Consider the following 23,127-nt stretch of genomic DNA (forward strand, 5'->3'; position numbering starts at 1 on the left):
GAGATTACCCCTCTCTCTTCCTGGCCTGTCGATTGTCCCCGCACGCTCTCCAGGCGCGATACCCGTCCAACGTTCCGCGGAGAGCGGCCATCCACTTCCCATTCGCCAATCCCGGTTCCCGGACAAGCAGCCGAACCCATTGCAGCAATCCCGGCGAAGCCCTCGTTCCGATCGTCAGCAGCCATGCCATGAAGATCATGCGCCTCAGAGCGCCGAAGTTCAGCAGCAGAACATACGTCTCGTTGTGAACGCGGTTATGCATCGCGATCTCGTTGAAGGCATGCCTCTGGTCCTCATCGAACCTCGAAGCCGGATAATGGTCGATTGCCACCAGCGGATCATAGAGCAGCTTCCAGCCGGCCCGCTTCACCGCCATGCTGAATTCCATGTCGTTGTTGACCTGCGCGCCGACGCCCTTCAAGCCGGTATGGAACCGGATGCCTTCGATCGCGGTTCTTCGATAGCTCATGTTGGCCCCCTTGAGAAAATCGACATAACGAGGTTTGCCGTCCCCCAGATGATGATTGCCGATCACTCTCCCGAACCATTGAACCTTGCCTACTCTCGCCCTCCGGAAGCCGCTTCTTCGGAGCTCCGTCGGAATCCAGTCCCGGCCGCCGATTCCTCCAAGCGCTGCATCCTGAACGAAGTGATTCTCGATCCGGAGCAGCCAATCGCTTCTCGGCGCCGCATCGTCGTCCGTGATCGCGACGATCTCCCCGCTCGAGCAGCGGAGCCCGGCATTCAGCGCCGCCACCTGCCCCGGCTCCGTCACCGCAACGATGCGGAGCGAGCTCAGCTCGATCGGCTCCGCCTCCAGGAACGATCGGGTCTCCTCGTCGGTATCGCGAACGACGAGCAGCACCTCGTCCGGAGCGCGAATCTGGGTCCGAAGAGCCCGCAAGCATCTGCGAAGATCGTGCGTTCTTCGATAAGTTGGAATTACTACGGAGATAGCGGGCATGGAATCACCTATCATCTTCATTAATCAGGAACGGCTATGTGGGGAACGCTTGACGATACAGCTCGGAGAAGCGCCGGTACGTATGATCCCACGTCAAAGCCTGCACCTTCCTGCTTGCCTTAAGACCCAGCTCTCCGCGGCGCTCCTGGGCGAGCAGCTCTCGCAGCGACTCCGCGATTCCATTCGCGTCTCTCTCGATGTAGTAGCCGTTCACCTTGTGTTCGATCAGGTCCTCGACACCGCCGACTCTCGTCGCCATAACGGCCAGCCCGGCCGCCGCCGCCTCGTGCACGGCGAGGGAGAACGTCTCGTACAGCGTCGGGCATATAAATACATCGCTCGCTCCGAGCCACTCCTCCGGATTCGGCTGCTTGCCGGCGAAGCGCACGCGATCCCGATAGGCGGCTGCCACCCGCTTCCGGTAAGCCTCGCTGTCTCCCCCGCCCACGACGAGCAGTTGCAGCGCCGGGAACTGCTCCGCCACTCGGTTGAATGCCTCGATCACGTAGCCGAGCCCTTTCCTGTGCCAATCTCCGCCCATGAAGAGCAGAAGCTGCCCCGTCCCGGGCAAGCCGAGCTTCGCTCTCGCCTCTTGCTTGCTCCTCTCGTCATACGGTCGGAACGTCTGAACATCCACGCCGTTCGGGACCACCTCCACCATGGATGGAGCATAGGGGAAGAAGCTCAGAACCTCCGATTTGACCCGGTTGGACACCGCAATGAGCCGCTTCGTGCGCTCGGGGCGATAGATCAGCCTCTCCATCGCCAGCGCGATGCCTGTCGTTAACCGCTGATTAAGCCGGTAAGGCCAGGACCTGCTCTGCCCGGATTCCTTGTCGCCTACCGCCTGCCGATAACCCGCGATGCAGAAGTGGACCGTCGAGAAGTCCGCCCGGTTGAAGACGATCGCTCCCGTCGTGTGGAGCAGGTCCCGCTTGATGAACAACAGTCGGATCGATGCGACAATCGCGAACAGAATCATCATGATCGGAACGGGCCTTGCGATGACGGGCACCCGGACGAACCGGACGCCTTCGGCATCCCGCAGCTTCATCGTGGCGGCGACCACGACGACGTTATGGTCCCGCTTAAGCCTTGTGATGACTTCCTCAAGGTGCGTCTCCATTCCGCCCTTGCCTCCGACGTCGTTAGCAACGAGAACGATCGTGCGCCTGCTCCGCGGACTCATAGCTGGACGAGCAGGCGGGCAGCTTCTCCGTACGCCGTATCGATAGCTTCAAGAATGCGCACATGCTGGATAGAGGCGGTGCTCTTCAATCCGGAGACCGTAAGGGACAAGGTTCCCGTCTTCAGCGGAATGGCCCCCGAATACGGAACATATTCGACCGCGACCACGTTATCGTTGGCGTCCAGCAGCTCGAACTTGAGCCGGCTGAATTCCGCATCGACAATGACGTTATCCAGGTGCGAGACCTCCGTCTCAATCTCAAGCACGGGAGCCGTCAACGAGGGAAGCTTCCACTTCGAGAAGCCCAACGTATACGGGTAGACCGGTTCTCCGGCTTCGACAGCATCGCCGGCTTCGGCAGCGGCTCCAGCTTCGGCAGCGTCGGCCGAAGCGCCTTCGCCCGCCTTCACCCGAAGCGCCGCAATCGGAATCTGCAGCGGAGCCGCCGTCTGGTTGTCGAAGAGGTTAAGCGTCCATCCTTCGTCGCTTCCTCCTTGAGGAACGGTGAAGGCGTAGCTGACGACATAACCCAAATTCGGCGGGAGCAGCCTCTCGGAAGAAGCTTTGGATGCGCCCTCATACTCGCTGCCGTCCGAGCTCTTCAACTGGGTGCCGAACAGCGGGAGAAGCACCGGAGTCAAGCTCTTGTTCATTAGCTTGAACTTCGCGACGATCGTATCGAATCCGCCGGAGACGCTCTTGAACCGGTTCAGCTCGACGAGCGACACCGACAGCTCCGTGGGAATCATCCGGTTCAACTGGTTAAACGAGATCGGGTTGCCCAACGCATACGCGCCGGCTGTCAAATTCGCGTTTAGGCTGGCGGGAAGCTTCACGCTCGCAAGCCCCACATTGTAGGCGACAACGGCATTCGCAGGCGTCTGCGCCGTGGAGAAGGACTCCGTCGTGAGCAGAGTCACGCTGTTCAGACTCGAGAGGCTGTCCGTCATGATGGTGAAGTACAACCGCTGCTTCTCTCCCGGTTCGATCGCTTTGTCGCCCGCCCCCACCCATTGGCCGGCGAACGACTTGTTCGCCGATTTGCCTTCGATCAGCAGATTCGGGAGGAAGGTCTTGCGGAACGCCGTGTTCTCCACTTGGAAGACGACCAATACCGCGGGACCCTTCAGCGTATTCTGCTTCACTGCGCTTATGGGGGTGAACTTGAGAATCGAGGACAGGCTCGGCAGCGTAAAGGACTGGCCCCATTCCTTCACCAGGCTCTTGTCGCTGAACGAAGAGTTGCTTCCTCTCCACTCCGCCCCGGCTATTGGCACCGTCAGCTTCGCCTGTTCCACCTTCGGATAGACGTTGTTATTGACCTCTACCCAGATCAGCTTGGCCAGCGAGAAGGCTTCCTCGCGAGAGACGACAATCATGTAGCTGAGCTCGACCTTCTCCTTCGGCTGGATGGACGCCGCGTTCGTCGCGCTGGGCTTAAGCGTGTAATCGATTCCTTCCGAAGTCCGGGCCCGGAACTCGTAGCTCGGCACCCGGGTAACCTTCGTGCTCTGGTTCGTCAATCGAACGACGACTCCGATTCTCGTTCCCGTGGCGACCCTCTCGTTCAACACGCTCTTGACCTCGACAGCGATCAGGTCCGTCAGCTTGTACGAGGGCAGCGCGGCGGTTGAATCCGCCGCACGGACGACGGAGACCGGAGGAGCTGCGGCCACCGCGAGCAAAGCGAACAAGGCGGTTACAACAATAAATTTGGTCCAGAACGCTCTCATGTCGATAACTCCTTCGTCGATTCTATTAAGACTTGGCAGCCGGCAGTTGAACCTTCTCGTTGTCATGCAATTGATTGACCCCCGAGACGACGATCCGTTCGTTCTCCTCCAACCCGGAGAGCACCTCTTGAAGCGGCTCGTTCACCCTTCCCGGCTCGATCCGGCGCTTCTTCGCAACATCCCCCGAGAGCACGAACACATAAGCTTCGTCTCCGTCCTTGACGATGCTCTTCGTGGGAATCGCGAGAACGATCTGCTCTTCCTCCTTCGTCAGCCTGATCTTCAGCTTGTTGCCCGGCTTAAGGCTGTTGTCCGGATTGGCGACCGTCATCTCCAGCACGTAATTGCCCGTCTTCGCGTCCGGATTCGGCGAGAGATAGGTGATCGGCGCGGGCTTCTCCTGAGCTCCGTCCTGCGGCAAGTACCCCAGCTCTTTTTTCCCGTTCACATAGCCAAGGTAAGAAGGGGGGAGCGATACGGTCAGCGTCACCGAATCGAGCTTCTGAACGAGTCCGATCGTCGCTCCGGCCTGGACGACAGCGCCGGGTTCGAGGCTCACATCGGTTAAGATGCCTGAGATCGGAGCTTTTACGTCCATCTCGCCAAGCGCCTTCTCCGCCGCCGCCGCCAGCATCCCTGCCGACTGGATGCCGCTCTGAACCGCATTCGTCTCGGATTGCTGCTGCTGCTTCAGCGATTCCAGCGATATCTTGGCGGAGCTGAGCAGCTTGCTGGCCGAGTCCAGCTCCGCATCGCTCGCCGTGCCGGCATCGTAAGCATTGCGTACCTGGTTATAGCTGTTCGTCGCAAGCTGCACCGACTGCTTTAATTGAGCGAGGGCGGCTTCATGGCTGCGATTGACCCTCGCAAGCTCGGCTTTGGCCTTGCTCAATTCGTTGTTTGCCTGGTCCAATTGCAATTGAAGCTCCTTCGAATCGATATGGGCGATAATGTCGCCTTCGTTCACGGCGTCTCCCCGGCTCTTGAACAGCTTGCCTGCTATTCCGCTCATGGAGGCTTGCACCTCCATCTCTACCGAAGGGAACACTTCCGCCTGAATCTCGATCGGGTCCCCGATTCTCTGCTTCTTGACCTCCGCCGCGTTCACCGTCTGAATGACGGGAGCGGCATCCTTGTCCGCTTGCTTCGCTGCCGGAGCCTTCAGCGAGCATCCCGCCAGAAGGGCCGCGCCAAGCGCAAGGATTCCCGCCGACTTCAACCGACTCCAAATCTTGCGATTATTCCTTCTCATCAGATATCTCCCTTGTCTCTATCCGGCATCTCCGGCGTCTATCCGGCATCTATCCGATTACCCTCAAGTCTCTCTGCAGCTCGATCAGCTTCTCCATCTCGTACGTGAGCGGAATCCGCAGCTCTTCATTGCGCAGCGCGAATTCGAGAGTCGTAAGAATAAAGCCCAGCTTCTCTCCGACATCGTACCGAATGCCGTTGAATTGATAGCCGTATACGCTCTGAATCTCGTTCAGCTTCTCGATCGCGTCCGTCAATTGAATCTCGCCTCCGGCGCCGATCTCTCCCTGCTCCAGGAAGGAGAAAATCTCCGGCGTCAGAATGTATCTGCCGATGATTGCCAGGTTGGAGGGAGCTTTGCCTTCCGGCGGCTTCTCGACGAATTTGCGCACGTGGTAGAGGCGGCCTTCCTTGCTCATCGGATCAATGACCCCGTAGCGATGGGTCTCTTCGTCCGGCACCGGCTTCACCCCGATGATGGAGGAGCCCGTCGCCTCGAATTGATGGATCATCTGCTTCAGGCAGGGCACCTCCGCCTGGACAATATCGTCCCCGAGCAGAACGGCGAACGGCTCGTCTCCGATGAACTTGCGGGCGCACCAGACGGCATGGCCCAGCCCCTTCGGTTCCTTCTGCCGGATGTAGTGGATCTCTACTTGAGAGGATCGCCGCACCTCCTCCAGCAGCTTGAGCTTCCCTTTCTCCACCAGATTATTTTCCAGCTCGAAGGCATGGTCGAAGTGATCTTCAATCGCGCGTTTGCCCTTGCCGGTCACAATCAGAATGTCTTCGATACCCGACTCGATAGCTTCCTCCACGATGTATTGAATGGTAGGCTTGTCGATGATGGGCAGCATCTCTTTGGGCATGACCTTCGTCGCCGGCAGGAACCTCGTGCCTAACCCCGCTGCAGGAATAATCGCTTTTCTGACCTTCTTCATCCCTATCCCACTCCTTCTCTTTACGGGTACACCGCTACATCCCTGTTGTTTATCTTGTTTAAGGCGACGCCGAGCACATTCGCGTTCACGCTCGCCATCTCCTCCACAAGCCTTCTCGCTTCATCGCTCTTCACCTTGTGGTATTCGACGACGATAACCGCTCCGTCCGCCTTGGAGGCGACGATCGAGGCATCCATCACTTTGAGCGCGGGAGGGGTGTCGATCAGCACAATGTCATAGATTTCCTTCAACCGCAGCAGCAGTTGGTCGAACTTCCGGGACGCCAGCAGCTCGGAAGCATTGACCGGAACCGGCCCCGACGGAAGAATCGACAGCCCCGGAATGCCGGATTCCTGAATCGTCTCCTCCGGCTCCCGATCCATGGCCAAAATGTGCGTTAAGCCCAGATTATTGGGGATGCCGAATGCCGTATGAAGCGAAGGCTTGCGCATGTCGGCATCGATCAACAACGTTCGCGATCCGATCTGGGCATACGCGGTGGCCAGGTTCAGCGCCGTTGTCGACTTGCCCTCGCCAGGATTCGCCGAGAGCAGGGCGATCGTCTTCATCTCCTTGCCCCCGGCATTGAATTCAATATTGATTCTTAAGTTCCGGTAGGCTTCGGCCAAGGGAGACGTCGGATTGGAATGGAGCGCGATGTAGACTCTATTGTTGGACCGGGGCATACTTCGTCTCTCCCACCTGTTTTTGAGATGTCTTCTTCTTCGCTCTCATGGCCTTGCGCCTGATCGTCGGGATCGTCGTCAGCGTAGGCAAGTTCATGACGTTCCGGATATCCTTCTTGGTCTTGAGGGTATCATCCAGGAATTCGAGCAAGAAGGTGATTCCGACAGCGAACAGAAGCGATACGGCGAAGCTGATGGCGATCTTCTGATTGATGTCCTGATTGATCGGAGGGGGAGTCTCATTCGGATCGGCCGTGTTCAGAAGCTCGACGTTGTTCACCTTCATAATGCGGGGAATCTCGGTCTTTACCACCTGAGCGACGGCGTTAACGATATCCGCCGCCCTCTCGTAGGTGTTGTCCGTCGTCTGGATCGTCATGACTTGGGTCCCATTGTAGTTGGAGATCGCGATGCGGGAGCCGAGCTCGTCTTCCGTCAGGTTTAATTCCGGGTAGCGATCGACGACGACACCCAGAATGGCCGGTGTCATGATGATCTCCTTATACGTCTCGACCAGTCCGATATTCACATTGATAGCCGCGAGGTCCATCGTCTCCGAGCCTTGCTGATCCTGCTCGGTCTTGTTGACGATCAGCTTGGTCGATGCCTGGTAGAGCGGCTGATAGTTCTCGTAGCTCAAATAAGTCGTCGTCGCCATCGAGATCGCCACACATAGAAGAATGAGCCACAGCCGTTTTTTAAGCAGCTTCATGTACTGTTTAATTTCCATTGGTAACCTCCTGAGATCGCTCAATGTCAAGATCGCCTTGGGATCGATCGCCTTCGACCAGAGACGATTCCCCCGGCTTGTCCTCACGAATAACCGGTTCGTTCCCTCCACCAATCCAGCGTCTCGAGCAGGCTCTGCTCGAAGTTCAATTGCGGGGACCAGCCGACGGCCTGCCTTAGCTTGTCCGAAGAGCCTACATAGACGGGAACGTCGATCGGCCTGAACTTGCCGTTATCGACTTCAATCGAGATCGGAGCTTGGGAGAAGCCGATCAACGTATGCAAGATTCCGCCGACCTCCCTTGGGCTCATCGAGCTCGCGTTAAATATTCCCGGCTCCGCCTCGCATTCGATCAAGCTCGCATAGGCGCGAACGACATCCCGCACATCGGTGAAGTCTCTCTTGGCCGCCAGATTGCCGACACGGATAATCGGAGCCGTCTCCTCCTGCTCAATCCGGGCGATCTGGGAAGCGAAGTCCGCGATAACGAAGCCTAATGACTGACCGGGGCCAAAATGGTTAAAGGGACGAACGTGAACGACGTTCAGGCCGTCCCTCCGCGCCATCTGCAGCAGCAATTGTCCTGCCGAGAACTTGCTGACGGCGTAGGGGTTCTGGGGGAGGCAGGGCGCGGTCTCCGTAATCGGCTCGCCGCATTGGGGGGTGGCTCCGTATTCTTCGCTTGAGCCGATCGAGATCAGCTTCGTGCCGGGGCATAACTCCCGAATCGTGTCCAGAAGCTGAATCGACGCTATCGTATTCAGCCGCATTGTATGCAAGGGATCTCGCCAAGAGTCGGCGACATTGCTCTGCGCCGCCAGATGAATGATCGCTTCCGGCTTCGAGAGGCTTACCGCCTTGCGGATATCCTCGGCGCTCAGCATATCCAGACTTACGCTCCGAATGCCGGGCCGAACCCGAGCTTCGGAGCCTCTCGTTCCCGCGACGACATCATGTCCCCGCATCGCGAGATGATCGACAAGATGACGCCCGACGAAGCCTCCCGCACCCGTAACTAGAACACGCATCGCTGCATCTCCCTCAGATGTTGACCAGAGACTCGCGACTCTCGGCCTTTAATCTGTCCAGATCGGAATCGACCATGAGCTCGATCAGCTCCTTTAAGCTCGTCCGGGGCTCCCACCCCAGCTTCCTCATCGCTTTCTCGGGATTGCCGAGCAGCACGTCGACCTCGGCGGGACGGTACAGCTTGGCATCGATGACGACATGGTCCTCGTAGTTCAAGCCGACATGCTCGAAGGCGATTCGGCACATCTCCCGCACGGTTGTCGTACGGCCCGTGGCCACCACATAATCGTCGGGAGTGTCCTGCTGAAGCATAAGCCACATCGCCTCTACGTAGTCGCCGGCGAAGCCCCAATCCCTCTGAGCGTCGATGTTGCCCAGATGGAGCTTGCTCTGCAGACCGGATTTGATTCGGGCAACCGCGTCGGTCACCTTGCGCGTGACGAATTCGATGCCGCGCAGAGGAGATTCATGATTAAACAGAATTCCGCTGCAAGCGAACAAGTCGAAGCTCTCCCTGTAATTCACGGTAATCCAGTGACCGTAGAGCTTGGCCACGCCATAAGGGCTCCGGGGGTAGAACGGAGTCGATTCCGATTGCATCGGCTGCTGAACGAGCCCGTACATCTCGCTGGTCGACGCTTGATAGAATCGTATCGCTCTATTCGTAAGGCGTATCGCTTCCAGCAAATTCACGACACCTATCGCCGTTACATTCGCAGTTAGAATGGGCTGATCCCAGGAAGTCCCGACGAAGCTCTGGGCCGCCAGGTTGTACACTTCGTCCGGCTCTGCGATGCGCAAGGCGCGGATCAGCGAGGACAAATCCGTCAGGTCGCCCTCGATGAACTCAACCTGCTGTTCGATTCCTAAATGAACCAGCCTCCAGTTCATTCTGGAGCTTCGTCTTGCAATCAATCCGAATACCCGATAACCCTTATCCAGCAGAAACTTTGCCAGGTAGGAGCCGTCCTGCCCCGTAACGCCCGTAATTAGCGCTGATCTCATCCCGTACCGCCCCCGCGTCCCGAAGTCTCGTCTGTTTTTGCCGCTCGATTCGATTCCCGATTCTCGATTCCTGATTCACGATTCTCGACAATAGCCGCAAAGAATTGTCATTCGCTACTAATAGATACAATTCAACAGATACATTTTGTATCATTTTCACCTTCATATTAAGATACAATATGTAACTTGTCAATGCTTAATTTTGAACCTTTCGGCCTAGAATCGCGAGCGATTGCGTTTATTCGGAATAAAGCGCTTACTTCCGCCGTGTCGATCGTTATCCTCGGCATTCGGGAATCAATAAGGCTTGGAGATGGATTTGAGCGCGTATTTCCACGAATCGAAGATAAGATGCTTGAAGTGCAGCTTATAGCGGTAATAAGGCACTCCCTTTCTTCCAAGAATCGCGGCACGAATCGTATCGTAATTCCAACCGGAGTCGATATATGTCATGTCGAGCGGCTTCCTCATCTGCAACTGCGGGAATTGACGATACACAATCGTCAGAACTGTCCGGATTCTTCGCGACGTCAAGTCCCGTCTCGCTTGCTTAAACAGAAGATCGAAGTCGATCTCTTCTCCGCTCCGATACAGCATCTGCACAATATCCAGGACGAACCTCATGTTATCCATGTGGTGCCGGGCCCCGTGCAAGCAGATAAAGTAGAACGCCTGTTGAGTGGACAGTTGCCTTATATAGCGGTATTCCTTGAAGCGTTCCGATTCGTTCCAGAACGGAGCGGGGTCCAGCCTCGACCAGTACTGCTTGTCGAACGTCAGATGCAATTCGACGGTGAGATCGCCCCTGTGCAGGCGAGCGTGGTGGTCCTTGATGATCTCGAACGCGAATCCCTGCTCCTCCAGGCAACGAATCGCCCTCCTCAGCTCGGCTTCCGGAACGTAAATATCGATGTCCGACGTCAATCTCGCTCCGTAATGGCCGAAGTAACGGCTGGCGAACTGAATGCCTTTGAGCGGCATGCCATGGATTCGGTTCCGTTCAAGCGCGCCAAGAATGGCCTCCTCCTGAACCTTCATATAGAGATTGAATTGCACGCTATTCGTAAAGCCGCCAGCAAGGCTCTGCCAGAACAGCTCGGGGAGGCGCTTGGCTGCGTCCCCCTTCTCCTTCAGAAGCATGTACACCTGGGCAGCGATGCCGAACAGTTCAATCTCGGCCAGCAGGCGCCGGCAGTCCTCTTCGTTCAGCCGGAACTCCGGATGCGGCTTATAAAGCTCTTGCAGGAACGGAATCATCATTGGGTATCCTCGCTTATCATTTGATCTGGTTATAGAAGGAACGCTTGCGGGAAGAGGGAGGGCGGAGCACCATACGTTCGAGGAACCGTCTTGCCTTCGCCGTCTGCTTCTCCGTCAGTTGGGCGAGCATCCACGCATAGACGCTGACTCCGACGAACAGGACCGCTCCATAAGCAAGGTGGATGGCATCCGGCTGCCACTTCTGAGCATTCCGGTCGTACGCCATGGCGTGCAAGAACACGAGGATTGGAAAATGGGTCAGATACAGCGAATAGGAGTAGCCGGCGAGAGACGAGGCGGTTTGGCGGATTGTCGGCGAAGGGGCAGGCTTCCGGTAGTAAACCAACTTGACGCAATAGAGCACCCCGGAGAAGGCGAGAGCAAGGAGAAGATCCTGGCTGAATTCGCTCATCGGAACCGCATAGAATCGGCTCCCGCCCAAGGCGGCCAGAGCGAGGAGCGGACAGAGGATTGCACCGGCAATCCCGGCTCTCGAGAGCTTCGCGGGAAGCAGGTGAAGAGCGAAGCCCAGCAGCCAGATAATGTAGTACAGCAGCATTCGCTCTCCCATCAAGAACGCAATGCCGACCGCCGCGAGCGCGTACAGCAGCTTGCGGCTATTGGCTCTGGAGCCGATCGCGAGAACCATGCAGGGGAACAGAATGTAATACCAGAATTCGAAGGACAAGCTCCAGAGAGGGCCGTTCGACCCGAAGTGAGCTACGGCAATCCCTTGCAGAAACAGGAGATTCCCGAGGAACTCCGTCGAAGTCAACAAGTCGGCGCTGGAGTAGTCCAGAATAAACCGGTCCTCGGGCAAGCCTTCATAGACCCCCGTTCCTCCGTAAGCGGACGCGCCGGCATGGTCCCACAGCAGGCCGAGGAGCAGCGCGGGGAGAAGCACGACGTACAATCGCGTCAATCGATGAAGCAAGTAACCGCTCCAGCTCCATCGCCCCTTCTCCACGAGCTTCATCACATTGGCGGAGATCAGCATGCCGCTTAGGACGAAGAAGACCATGACCGCCTGATGTCCCAAGCTCGAGATCGCATACAGCGGTTTGAGATACCAAGCCGGATTGGCAAGCTCGGAGTAATTGAGGAAGAACAAGCCTTTGACATGGGACAACACGACAACCAAGGCAGCCGCCCAGCGGATAAGATCGAGGATGACGGATAGCTTCCCCTCGATGACCCACCTTTCCGGAATGCGATTTTTCATTCCTGCCTCCCATTTAAATGATACAAATTGTATCTTTTTTGCCATTGTAGCTCCGTTAGCTTAAATTGTCAATTCATATAGAAAGCCATCGATTCTAAATTTTTTCCAAAATTTTCAGATCGAAAATTGCCAATAAAATAAGAAAAACCGCCTGGGAGGATCGATGGACGATCACCCTGGCGGTTGTTTAAAACAGTTATTTTAAATTGAAGAACGTTTGCGATTTAATATGATTTCTCACATTGATCGGCTGGCATGGCGGCAATAGCGGCCGATAACCATCGTCATCGACGGCTTGTGCCTTAATTCCCGCCGGCTCTGGCCAGCTCTCTCATGTTCGCTTCGAACGCCGCGAGCAGCGCCTTGTCGCCGCTGAGGCCCTGTGCTTCGACCTTGGCAATCTGCTCAAGCATACGCTTGTAGTCCTTCGGAATGACCTTGATGAAGCGCGGCAGGAATTCCTCCCACTCGTCAAGCACCCGGCGCCCGAGCTTGCTGCCCGTATAGCCGACGTGCTTCTCGATCATGCCGCGCACCATCGCGATCTCCTTCTCGTCCTCCAGCGCCTCGAGACCGATCATCTCGAAGTTGCAGCGCTTGTGGAAGTCGCGGTCCCAGTCGATCACATAGGCGACGCCGCCCGACATGCCCGCCGCGAAGTTGCGTCCGGTCTTGCCGAGGATGACGACGTGTCCGCCCGTCATGTATTCGCAGCCGTGGTCGCCCACGCCTTCGACGACAATGTTCGCGCCGCTGTTGCGGACGGCGAACCGTTCGCCGGCGACGCCGTTCACGTAGGCTTCCCCGCTCGTCGCGCCGTAGAAGGCGGTGTTGCCCGCAACGATGTTCTCCTCCGCCTTGAAGATCGCCTTCTTGGACGGATGGACAACGATCTTGCCGCCGGACAATCCCTTCCCGACGTAGTCGTTCGCATCGCCTTCGAGCGTCAGCGTCATCCCGTTCGGAATGAAGGCGCCGAAGCTGAGACCGGACGTTCCGACGAAGCGGAAGTTGATCGTGTCCGCCGGCAAGCCCGCCTTGCCGTAACGCTTCGTAACCTCATGGCCGACAATCGTGCCGACGACGCGGTTGATGTTCTTGATCGGGAACGTGCCTTCCACGCGAGCCCCGCTCTCCAGCGCCGGCTGGGCGGCGGCGAGCAAGTGCAGCAGGTCGAGCGATTCCTCGAGCATATGGTTCTGCTTCTTGACGTTCGTGCGGAACGAGCCTTCCGGCAGCTCCGGCATGTAGAGCAGATCGGTCAGATCGACGCCCGCCGCCTTCTTGAAGTGGCTGATCGCCTTCTTCGTGTCCAGGCGGTCCGTGCGGCCGACCATCTCCTCGATGGTGCGGAAGCCGAGCTCGGCCATGATCTCGCGAAGCTCCTGCGCCAGGAAGTGCATGTAGTTGACGACATATTGCGGGTCGCCCATGAACTTCTTGCGAAGCTCCGGATTCTGCGTCGCGACGCCGACCGGGCACGTGTCCAACTGACAGACGCGCATCATGATGCAGCCGAGCACAACGAGCGGAGCCGTTGAGAAGCCGTATTCCTCCGCGCCGAGCAGAGCGGCGATGGCGATATCGCGGCCGGTCATCATCTTGCCGTCCGTCTCGACGACGACGCGGTCGCGCAGGTTGTTCAGGATCAGCGTCTGATGCGTCTCCGCAAGACCGAGCTCCCACGGCAGGCCCGCGTGGCGGATCGAGCCGATCGGAGAAGCGCCGGTTCCTCCGTCATAGCCGCTGACGAGGATAACGTCCGCACGGGCCTTGGCGACACCGGCCGCGATCGTGCCGACGCCGACCTCGGAGACGAGCTTGACGTTGATGCGCGCATGGCGGTTCGCATTCTTCAGGTCGTGGATCAGCTCGGCCAAGTCCTCGATCGAATAAATGTCGTGGTGAGGAGGCGGCGAGATAAGGCCGACGCCAGGCGTCGTGCCGCGCACTTCCGCAACCCAAGGATACACCTTGCGTCCCATCAACTGGCCGCCTTCGCCCGGTTTCGCGCCTTGCGCCATCTTGATCTGAATCTCTTCCGCGTTCGCCAGGTAGTGGCTCGTGACGCCGAAGCGTCCGGAAGCGACCTGCTTGATCGCGCTGCGGCGGGAATCGCCGTTCTCGTCCGGAATGAAGCGCGCCGGATCTTCCCCGCCTTCCCCGGAGTTCGACTTGGCGCCGATCCGGTTCATCGCAATGGCGAGCCCTTCGTGCGCTTCCTTGCTGATCGAGCCGAACGACATCGCGCCGCTCTTGAACCGCTTGAAGATCGATTCGACCGGCTCGACCTCTTCGATCGGCACCGGAGGCTGATCGAGCTTGAAGTCGAGCAGGGAGCGCAGCGTGCGAATCTCCTCGTACTCGCCTTGCACGAGCGCCGAATACTTCTTGTACAGGTTGTAATCGTTCGAGCGGGTCGCCATCTGCAGCGTATGAATCGTCTTCGGGTTGAACAGATGGTCTTCCCCGTCCTTGCGCCATTGGTAATCGCCGCCCGAGTCGAGCTCGCGCTCTGCGCCCTCTTGCGTCGAGAACGCGCGATAATGGCCCTTCAGCGTCTCGGCCGCGATAACGTCGAGGCCGACGCCGCCGATTCTCGATGGCGTCCACGTGAAGTATTGGTCGATGACATCGGACTTCAGGCCGATCGCCTCGAAGATCTGCGCACCGCGGTACGACTGGATCGTCGAGATGCCCATCTTCGACAGTACCTTGACGACGCCCTTGTTGGCGGCCTTCAGGTAGTTCTTCACGGCCTTCTCGTGCGAGATGTTGCGCAGCAGCCCTTGGCGGATCAGATCGTCGAGCGTCTCGAACGCCAGGTACGGGTTGACCGCACTTACGCCGTAGCCGAGCAGCAATGCGAAGTGATGCACCTCGCGCGGCTCGCCGGATTCGAGCAGAATGCTGACCTTCGTGCGCGTGCCCTGGCGAATCAGATGGTGGTGCAGCGCCGAGACGGCCAGCAGCGAAGGAATCGCCGCGTTCTCCTCGTCCACGCCGCGGTCCGACAGAATCAGGATGTTATGCCCCTTGGCGATAACGCGGTCCGCCGCTTCGCACAGCATCCGGATCGCTTCGCGAAGCCCCTCTTCCCCGTCCTTCGCGATGAAGAAGATCGGCAGCGTAATCGACTTGAAGCCCGGACGATGCACGTGGCGCAGCTTCGCAAAGTCCTCGTTCGAGACGATCGGGGACTCGAGGCGAATATGACGGCAGCTCTCCGGCTCCGGGTTCAGCAGGTTGCGCTCCGGTCCGATCGTCGTGAACGTGGAGGTGACGATCTCCTCGCGAATCGCGTCGATCGGCGGGTTCGTCACTTGCGCGAACAACTGCTTGAAGTAGTTGAACAGACGCTGCGGGCGCTCCGAGAGCACCGCAAGCGGGGCATCGTAGCCCATCGAAGCGAGCGGCTCGGAGCCGCCTGCGGCCATCGGCTCAATGATCCGGCGAACGTCTTCGAACGAATAGCCGAATGCTTGCTGGCGCTTCTGAATCGTCTCGTGATCCAGAACCGGCAGCTCGGTCGCTTCCGGCAACTCGTCAAGATCGACCAGATGCTCGCTCAACCATTCGCGGTACGGATGCTCGGAGACGATCGCCTTCTTCAGCTCCTCGTCGGCGATGATCCGGCCCTGCTTCGTATCGACGAGCAGCATGCGTCCCGGACGGAGGCGGTCCTTCAGCACGATGTCCTCCGGCGGAAGCTCGATGACGCCGGCTTCGGAAGCCATGATGATCAGATCGTCCTTCGTCACGTAGTAGCGCGCCGGACGCAAGCCGTTGCGGTCCAGGATGGCGCCGATCTGGACGCCGTCGGTGAAGCCCATCGCCGCCGGGCCGTCCCAAGGTTCCATCATCGTGCTGTGATATTCGTAGAACGCCTTCTTGTCGTCGTCCATGTCGTTGTCGTTCTGCCAAGGCTCAGGCACCATCATCATCGCAACTTGCGCGAGCGGGCGTCCGGCCAGGTACAGGAACTCGAAGGTGTTGTCGAACTTGCCCGTGTCGGAGAGGTCGTGGTTGATGACCGGCTTGACCTTCTCGAGGTCCTCGCCGAACAACTCGGATTCAAACAGCGTCTGGCGGGCGTGCATCCAGTTCTCGTTGCCGCGCAGCGTATTGATCTCGCCGTTATGAATCATGTAGTTGAACGGATGCGCGCGCTCCCAGCTCGGGAACGTGTTCGTGGAGAAGCGGGAGTGAACGAGAGCCATCGCCGTGACGACTCGCGGGTCGTGAAGCTCCACGTAGAACTGGCCGACCTGCTCGGTCGTGAGCATCCCCTTGTAGATGATCTTCTTGCTCGACAAGCTCGTGAAGTAGAACGTCTCGCCGCCTTCGATGCCGGAATACCGGATCGCGCGCTCCGCTCTCTTGCGGATGACATACAGCTTGCGCTCGTACGCCATATCGTCCGCGAATCCCTCCGTGCGGGAGATGAACGCTTGGCGAACGAACGGCTTCACGCGCTTGGCGGAGATGCCGAGCATATCGTCGCGCGTGGCAACGGTGCGCCAGCCGATCACCGCCAGCCCCTCCTCCTCGACGATGGAAGCGAACAACTGCTCATGCTTCGTCCGCTCGGATTCGTTCTGCGTCAGGAAGATCATGCCGACCGCATAGCGGCCGGGCTCCGGCAAGGCGAAGCCGAGCTTCGCCGTCTCTTCGGCCAGGAAGTCGTGTGGAATCTGCAGCAGGATGCCGGCTCCGTCTCCGGAGTTCGGCTCGCTGCCTTGGCCGCCGCGATGCTCCATATTAATAAGTAGCGACAGGGCTTGCTCGATGATCTCGTGGGACTTGTTCCCCTTGATATGAGCGACGAAGCCCATTCCGCATGCGTCTTTCTCGTACTGCGGGTCGTAGAGTCCTTGCTTAGGGGGCAATCCGTTCACGTAAGAAGTCATATGAACGCAACCTTTCTGTAAGGAATGTGAGGGAGGGGGACTGCCGGCCTTCTCGTCGTCGTGGCGAGAGAGAGGCGGTCAGCGCTTCAAGCCTTGGCTGTGCAAAAAAACGTATGGGATAAACGGAGTCCTACACTCCGAGGGCTTGCCGAATTTCTTCAAATACGAACAATGAGGTTGGCGCGACAAGGCGTTGCAACTATAATAAACATAACGGCTTGGCAGGTTTCCGGCGCGAAACTTCGACGATTGCCGCGTTTGACGGCCTTTCATTCCGTTATATTTATATTTATTCATTTTATCGTGTTATTTATTGTAACACCACCTCATCAAGAATGGCAATTTAATATTTTTATGAACGTGATAAGCCACATTGTTCATGAATGTTCGACAAAGACCGAATGGAGGAATGTATCCCTTGAGAATGCCAACCGCCTTGTCGCTCGCCGTTATCGCCGGAGCGCTCGCCGTTATCGCCGGAGCGCTCGCCGCTTCTCCCGTCTCCGCAGGCGTGCCGGCGCCGACTGCCGGCACCAATTCCGAATCCGTACGATTGGCCGCCGCTCAAGCCGCAACGTCCGTCTCCGACACCTACCGCCTCGTCGTTCTCGGCGACTCCGTCAGCGTCGGCTACGAGCCCAACGTCACGAATTGGAACGACATCTACGGGTATGGAGATCGCCTCTACGAGCAGGCGCTTCTGCACGGACGGTCCGAGATGAGCAATTATGCCATCGCCGGCCTCACTACCGAAGGCTTGATCAACCTGCTGCAAGGAGCCAAGGACAAGAAGAAGCTGACGATCTCGCAAATTCAAGATTTCAGCCAATATCCGGATGAACGGGTCGCTCAGCTCGCAAGCGATGTCGGCTCCCGAACGCCCGAGCTTAACGAATCGCTGAAGCAAGCCGATGCGGTGGCGCTGACGATCGGCGGCAACGACTTCCTCGACTACGTGAAGAACCTGCTGGAGGAGGACCCGAAGGACGCCATCGCGCAGCTTGACGCGGAGATCGACGGATTGTTGAATAATTATACAATTCAGGCGAAGCAAGCGGTCGAACTGCTCCACGAGCTGGCTCCGAATGCCGTCATCAAGCTGACCGACCAATACTTGCCGATGCCCGTCCAATACGACGCCGACCTGTATGCGGATCTGATCGGGGTAACGGATAAACTCGCCGGCTTGCTCGACCAATTGGAGCAGGGGCTCGACGCGCAAGACGTCCCCCTCGACATCGTCCACATCCGTTCCCTGTTCGCAGGCAAGGAGATGTCGCTTACCCATATTTACTACGACAAGGACGTCCATCCGAACCAGACCGGCTACGCCGCCATCGCCCGGCAATTCTCCGACTCGCTCTGGCACTCGTACACTTCGATTCCGGCGGCGGACAAGACGAAGAACGGCACGGCGCTCGCTCCGGCGATCTATATTAACGGCAAGTCGCTCTCCACGCCCAATCAGCCGATGCTGAAGAACAGCACAACCTTCCTGGCGCTGAGGGATGTCGCCGACGCGACCGGCGCGCTGGTCCAGTGGGACAGCAAGACGCAGACGGCTACGTTCACCAAGGGAGCGAACAAGGTTGTCATCGCGATCGGCTCCAAGACGATGACGGTCAACGGCATCCAGAAGGAGCTGACGACGGCCGCTTATCTGCAGAAGGTAGGAAGCGAGCAGAAGACCTACGTTCCGCTCGCAGCCATCGCGACAGGGCTCCAATATCAAGTCGTCTACCGCTCCAAATTGAATACCGCATTCATTAATTCGTAATATCGGCTTTCGCCGGCCCGTTTATCCGATGCGACCCGATGCAATGCGCTTTATATCATTTTTCACATTGGTCGGCTCGTCCGTCGCCTCGTTCCCGTTCGTTCGTCGGCTCGAATTCGTCTCGTCGGCACGGACTCCGGATAATTGGCGTGTTTTATGTGATTTAATACGAAAATTAACCTCCGCTAATGGCACATCTCCCTCTCCAACTGCCCCTTCGGAGCGGCGATGGGCGTGGGAGGGACCGAGATGAGTTGCCATTACTCAAGTGCGGGCGTATGAGCTGGCATGGTGGGGGCAGATGAGTAACCACGACTCAAATGGAGTGGCGATGGGCGTGGGAGGGACCGAGATGAGTTGCCATTACTCAAGTGCGGGCGTATGAGCTGGCATGGTGGGGGCAGATGAGTAACCACGACTCAAATGGAGTGGCGATGGGCGTGCGGAGGGACCGAGATGAGTCGCCATTACTCAAGTGCGGGCGTATGAGCTGGCATGGTGGGGGCAGATGAGTAACTCCACTAACTCTGCCCACCCAGCCTCTTCACAGCAGGTTTTTACAGCCACGAAGACTGTGTACGGAAAATTTTCATTACAGGGATGACAACGATCCCTGTTGTCACAGAGGTTAATACGAAAATACAGGTTTCCCGCACCTCTCTCTCCCACCGCCTCTTCGGAGCCCCGTTACACGGGTTTCTCCACTAACTCCGCTCCTGCTGCCCCTCCGCAATTGGCTTTTCATCACTGCCGATGGCCGCATACAGAAAATTTTCATGGCAGGGGGTGACAACTGTCCTTGTTGTCATAGAGGTTTTTCGCATAGAATCGCCCATTCTGCCCATTATCGTGCTGCGCCAATGCGGTTTTTCGCATAAAATCCGGCAACCAGCTTGACTCGCCCCCTGCTCTGCACGCCGCTGCCCTGCTTCAGTTCAGTTCGTAAACGAAGCCCCGAACCGTCGACTGACGATTCGGGGCTTCGCGTGCGGCTGTTATGTTAGACAACCGTGACGTATACTTTGAACTTCTTGCCGGCATAGGAGACCGTCAACGTCGTCTTGCCCTTCGCATAGGTCTTGATCAAGCCGTCCTTGGCCGTCGCAACCGACGTCTTGGACGAGGTCCAGGTGGCCAGCTTCGAGACATCCGATTCGGACTGGTCCATGAACGTCGCGGTCGCCGTCACCTGAAGCGTGGCGCCCTTGGCGATCGTGATGTTGACATAGTTCGTCTCCAAGTATTTGAGCGTATCGACATCAACCGTCAGCTTGGCCGTCTTGCCCGCGTACTTGACGCTGATCGTCGCCTTGCCGTAGGCGACAGCCGTTACCTTGCCGTTCTTCACCGTCGCGACCTTCACGTTGCTCGACTTCCACTCCGCCGTCGAAGCGTCGGTGATCGTCTTCGTGTCGCCGTTGCTGAACACGATAACCGCATCCAATGATGAGGAATTCCCGCTCTTCAGCGACAGCGCGGCTTGCGACAGTTCGATGCGGGAGATCTGGTCGACCTCGACGGAGATCGTCACCGTCTGCCCGCCGTAGGTGGCCGTAATCGTCGTCTTGCCCTTGGCGTAGCCGGTGATGAGCCCCTTCTTGACGTCGGCTACCGATGCTTTGCTCGACTTCCAGGTCGCCTTCGAGGTGACGTCCTGAGGAGCGCTGTTCTCGTCAACCGCAGCGGTCAGCGTAATCTGCTCCGAATCGGATACGGACAGCGTGATCAGGCGGGTGCTCGGCGTCAGCTCGTCCATCAGCCCGACCTTGACCGTGTAGGTGACGGACAGATCGCCGTATTCCGCCACGACCGTCGTCGAACCTTCCTTCACGCCCGTAATGACCCCGTCCTTGACCGTAGCGATGTCTCCGTTCTTGGACGTCCATTCGGCATCCTTGCGAACATCCACTTCGCCGGTCGAGAACACCGCCGTCAGATCTGCGGTTACGTCCTTGTCGACATCGACGCGAATCGTCTTGTTCGTCGTCGTCAGCTTGGAAGGCATATCGACGTACACCGTGACGGTAGCCGTCTTGCCGCCGTAGCTGGCGCTGACGGTCGTCTTGCCCATCTTGTAAGGAGTGACCAAGCCGCCTTCCGCCGAAGCCGCATCCTCGTTGCTCGAGCTCCAGGTTGCCTTGCTCGTCACGTCGACAACGCTGCCGTTCGAGAAGGTCGCCTTCAGCGTCAGTTGCTTCGGCGAGTCGCCGGCGCTCATCGCGAGCTCGTCGGAGCCGATGTCGAGATACTTGGCGACTTCGACGTCGACCGCGATCTTCACCGACTTGCCGTTGTACGTCGCCGTAACGGTCGCGGAGCCGGAAGAAGCGCCGGTAATGACGCCATTCGAGACATACGCGACATCCGAGTTGCTCGAGGACCACGTCGCGAGGCTCGTCACGTCCGAGCTGCCTCCCGCCGCCAGCGTCGCCGTCAGCGTGATGCTCTTCGTTCCCGCGATATTCAAGTACACGTTCGTGCTGCTGGCCGTCAGAATCGAGGTCGCGTCGACCTCCACGGCGATGGTTGCCGTCTTCGAGCCGTAGGTGGCCGTCAGCGTCGCCGTTCCGGCCTTGTAGCCGGTGACCACCCCGTTCAGGATGTCCGCCACGCTCTCATTGCTGGACTTCCATTCCGCAATATCCGTAATGTCCTTCGTGCTGCCGTCCGCATAAGTAGCGGTGAGCGCGATCGTCTCCGTCTTGTTCAGGAGAAGCGATACCTGGGACTTGCTGAGCTCGATCCGGTTCGCGGTCGAGACGTAGACCGTCATCGTGACGCTCTTGCCGTTGTAGGTCGCGGTGATCGTGGCGGTCCCTGCAGCCACCGCCGTAATGAGACCGGCCTCCACCGTTGCGATGGAAGAATCGCTTGTCGTCCAGGTTGCGGACCCGCTGACGATCTTCTCCGCCGAATTGTCGGCATAGATTGCATTCGCGTCCGCCTGCTCCTGCTCGTTCGGCTCCAGGAAAATCTGGCTGGAGGACGTCGTCAGCTTGCTCGGCACGTCGACATACACCGTAACGTCGGCCGTCTTGCCGCCGTACGACACCGTGATCACGGCCGTGCCGGACTTCGTCGCCGTTACCTTCCCCTTAAGGGCGAAGGCGGCGCCTTCATTGTCGGAGGAATACGTCGCCGAGCTTGCCGCGTCGGCGGTCGTGCCGTCCGCATAAGTCGCCTTGACCGTCAAGGTCGAGCTGCCTCCGGACGACAGCGTCAGCTTCGTCGGCGAGACGTCCAGATACTTCGCCACGTCGACATCGACCGCAATCGTGACCGACTTGCCGTTGTACGTCGCCGTGATGACGGCGGAGCCGGACTTGTTCGCCGTGATCTTGCCTTCGTCGACGGAAGCGATCGACGTATCGCTCGACTTCCAGGTCGCGCTGCTCGTCACGTCGGAGCTGCCGCCCGCCGCCAGCGTCGCCGTCAGCGTAAGCTGCTGCGTGCCCTTGACGGACAGGTACAGGCTGTCGTCGCTGACGCTCAGGATCGACGTCTTGTCGACGTCCACGACGATCGCCGCGCTCTTCGTGCCGTACGTCGCCGTCAGCGTCGCCGTTCCGGCTCCGTACGCGCGAATCGTGCCGGCGACGACGTCTGCGACATCCGCGTCGCTGGACGACCATACGGCGCTCGTCGTCACGTCGGCCGTCGTGCCGTCGGAGTAGGTCGCCGTCAGCGTGATCGCCGGCGCGGTTCCTCCGAGCAGCATGGACACCTTGCTCTGGCTTGCTTCAAGCCGGCTGATGACCTCGACCTTCGTGTCGACGGTCACCGTCTTGCTGCCGTACGTCGCGGTAATCGTCGCCGTGCCCGCGCCGATCGCCGTCACGACGCCGTTCACCACCGTCGCAACGTTGTCGTTGGTCGACGACCAATCGGCATCCGCCGTCACGTTCGCCGTCGTGTTGTCGCTGTACGTCGCCGTCAGCTTGACCGTTGCCGTCTCTCCCTTGCGGAGATCCAGGCTCTGCGTATCCTTCGTAAGCGCCTTGACCTTCTTTGTGACGGTCACTTGCGCCGTCTGCGTGACGCCGTCGAAGGTGGCCGATACCGTAGCGGTACCGACCGACTTGGCCGTAATCGTTCCGTTGTAAATAGAAGCAATCGTGGAATCCGAGCTGCTCCAGGTCGAATAAACCGTCAGATTCTCCGTCGAATTGTCGCTGTACAGCCCGGTCGCCGTCAGCGAATACGAATCGCCGATCGACAGTGTGACCTCGTTCGTCGAGAGAATGATCTTCGACAGCGTGACAGTCGTCGCCCCGTAAGCCGAGGACGAGAATACGACACTCAAGGCGATAGCCAGCATGAGCGCGATCCATTTGTTCGCTCTGTTCATCAACTTCATTGAAGCCTCCTGGTCTCTTCCGGTGAATTTACCTCTAGCAGTTTATAACGGCTCATCCCCTCGGAAAATGAAG

General features: G+C 58.4%; 14 protein-coding genes. 1 reads left to right on the top strand and 13 read right to left on the bottom strand.

Features of this window, described 5'->3' with window-relative positions; genetic code table 11:
* Nucleotides 1-4: 4 nt before the first annotated feature.
* From E6C55_RS23460 to gltB, 12 genes are all read right to left on the bottom strand, one after another.
* Nucleotides 5-985, bottom strand: a complete 981-nt coding sequence (locus E6C55_RS23460) for a glycosyltransferase family 2 protein (RefSeq protein WP_330999654.1) — start codon at nt 983-985, stop codon at nt 5-7.
* Between the two features lie 13 nt (nt 986-998).
* Entirely contained in the window at nt 999-2,090 is a 1,092-nt protein-coding gene (locus E6C55_RS23465; protein WP_168735837.1) for a glycosyltransferase family 4 protein, read from the bottom strand.
* A gap of 59 nt (nt 2,091-2,149) precedes the next feature.
* Nucleotides 2,150-3,886: a hypothetical protein gene (locus E6C55_RS23470; protein WP_136372263.1), complete on the bottom strand. Its 1,737-nt coding sequence runs from the start codon at nt 3,884-3,886 to the stop codon at nt 2,150-2,152.
* 25 nt (nt 3,887-3,911) lie between these two features.
* The gene (locus E6C55_RS23475; RefSeq protein WP_136372264.1) at nt 3,912-5,138 is read right to left on the bottom strand and encodes an efflux RND transporter periplasmic adaptor subunit; all 1,227 of its coding nucleotides are present in this window, start codon (nt 5,136-5,138) and stop codon (nt 3,912-3,914) included.
* A 49-nt stretch (nt 5,139-5,187) separates the two neighbouring features.
* Nucleotides 5,188-6,078: a UTP--glucose-1-phosphate uridylyltransferase GalU gene (galU, locus tag E6C55_RS23480; protein WP_136372265.1), complete on the bottom strand. Its 891-nt coding sequence runs from the start codon at nt 6,076-6,078 to the stop codon at nt 5,188-5,190.
* Nucleotides 6,079-6,098: 20 nt separating this feature from the next.
* Nucleotides 6,099-6,764 (bottom strand): CpsD/CapB family tyrosine-protein kinase, encoded by a 666-nt coding sequence (locus E6C55_RS23485; RefSeq protein ID WP_136372266.1) that lies wholly within the window; start codon nt 6,762-6,764, stop codon nt 6,099-6,101.
* Nucleotides 6,745-7,494, bottom strand: coding sequence for a YveK family protein (locus E6C55_RS23490; protein WP_136372267.1), 750 nt, complete (start codon nt 7,492-7,494; stop codon nt 6,745-6,747). Before E6C55_RS23490 ends, E6C55_RS23485 begins: the two co-directional genes overlap by 20 nt.
* A gap of 83 nt (nt 7,495-7,577) precedes the next feature.
* Complete coding sequence (locus E6C55_RS23495) at nt 7,578-8,522, bottom strand: GDP-mannose 4,6-dehydratase (RefSeq protein WP_136372268.1); 945 nt, start codon at nt 8,520-8,522, stop codon at nt 7,578-7,580.
* A 13-nt stretch (nt 8,523-8,535) separates the two neighbouring features.
* A complete protein-coding gene (gene gmd, locus E6C55_RS23500; RefSeq protein WP_136372269.1) occupies nt 8,536-9,528 on the bottom strand; it encodes a GDP-mannose 4,6-dehydratase in 993 nt (330 codons plus the stop codon).
* A gap of 297 nt (nt 9,529-9,825) precedes the next feature.
* Nucleotides 9,826-10,788, bottom strand: a complete 963-nt coding sequence (locus E6C55_RS23505) for a nucleotidyltransferase family protein (protein WP_136372270.1) — start codon at nt 10,786-10,788, stop codon at nt 9,826-9,828.
* A 16-nt stretch (nt 10,789-10,804) separates the two neighbouring features.
* Nucleotides 10,805-12,010: an acyltransferase family protein gene (locus tag E6C55_RS23510; RefSeq protein WP_168735838.1), complete on the bottom strand. Its 1,206-nt coding sequence runs from the start codon at nt 12,008-12,010 to the stop codon at nt 10,805-10,807.
* Between the two features lie 302 nt (nt 12,011-12,312).
* On the bottom strand, nt 12,313-16,920 hold the full coding sequence (gene gltB, locus E6C55_RS23515) for a glutamate synthase large subunit (protein ID WP_136372272.1): 4,608 nt from the start codon (nt 16,918-16,920) through the stop codon (nt 12,313-12,315).
* A gap of 424 nt (nt 16,921-17,344) precedes the next feature.
* Between gltB and E6C55_RS23520 the strand changes: the two genes are divergently transcribed.
* Entirely contained in the window at nt 17,345-18,697 is a 1,353-nt protein-coding gene (locus E6C55_RS23520) for a stalk domain-containing protein (protein WP_230986827.1), read from the top strand.
* A gap of 1,000 nt (nt 18,698-19,697) precedes the next feature.
* Here the strand turns inward: E6C55_RS23520 and E6C55_RS23525 are convergent.
* Nucleotides 19,698-23,054, bottom strand: coding sequence for an Ig-like domain-containing protein (locus tag E6C55_RS23525; protein WP_136372274.1), 3,357 nt, complete (start codon nt 23,052-23,054; stop codon nt 19,698-19,700).
* Nucleotides 23,055-23,127 lie beyond the last annotated feature (73 nt).

This window comes from Cohnella fermenti (assembly GCF_004801405.1).
In the GTDB taxonomy this organism is placed as follows: domain Bacteria; phylum Bacillota; class Bacilli; order Paenibacillales; family Paenibacillaceae; genus Cohnella; species Cohnella fermenti.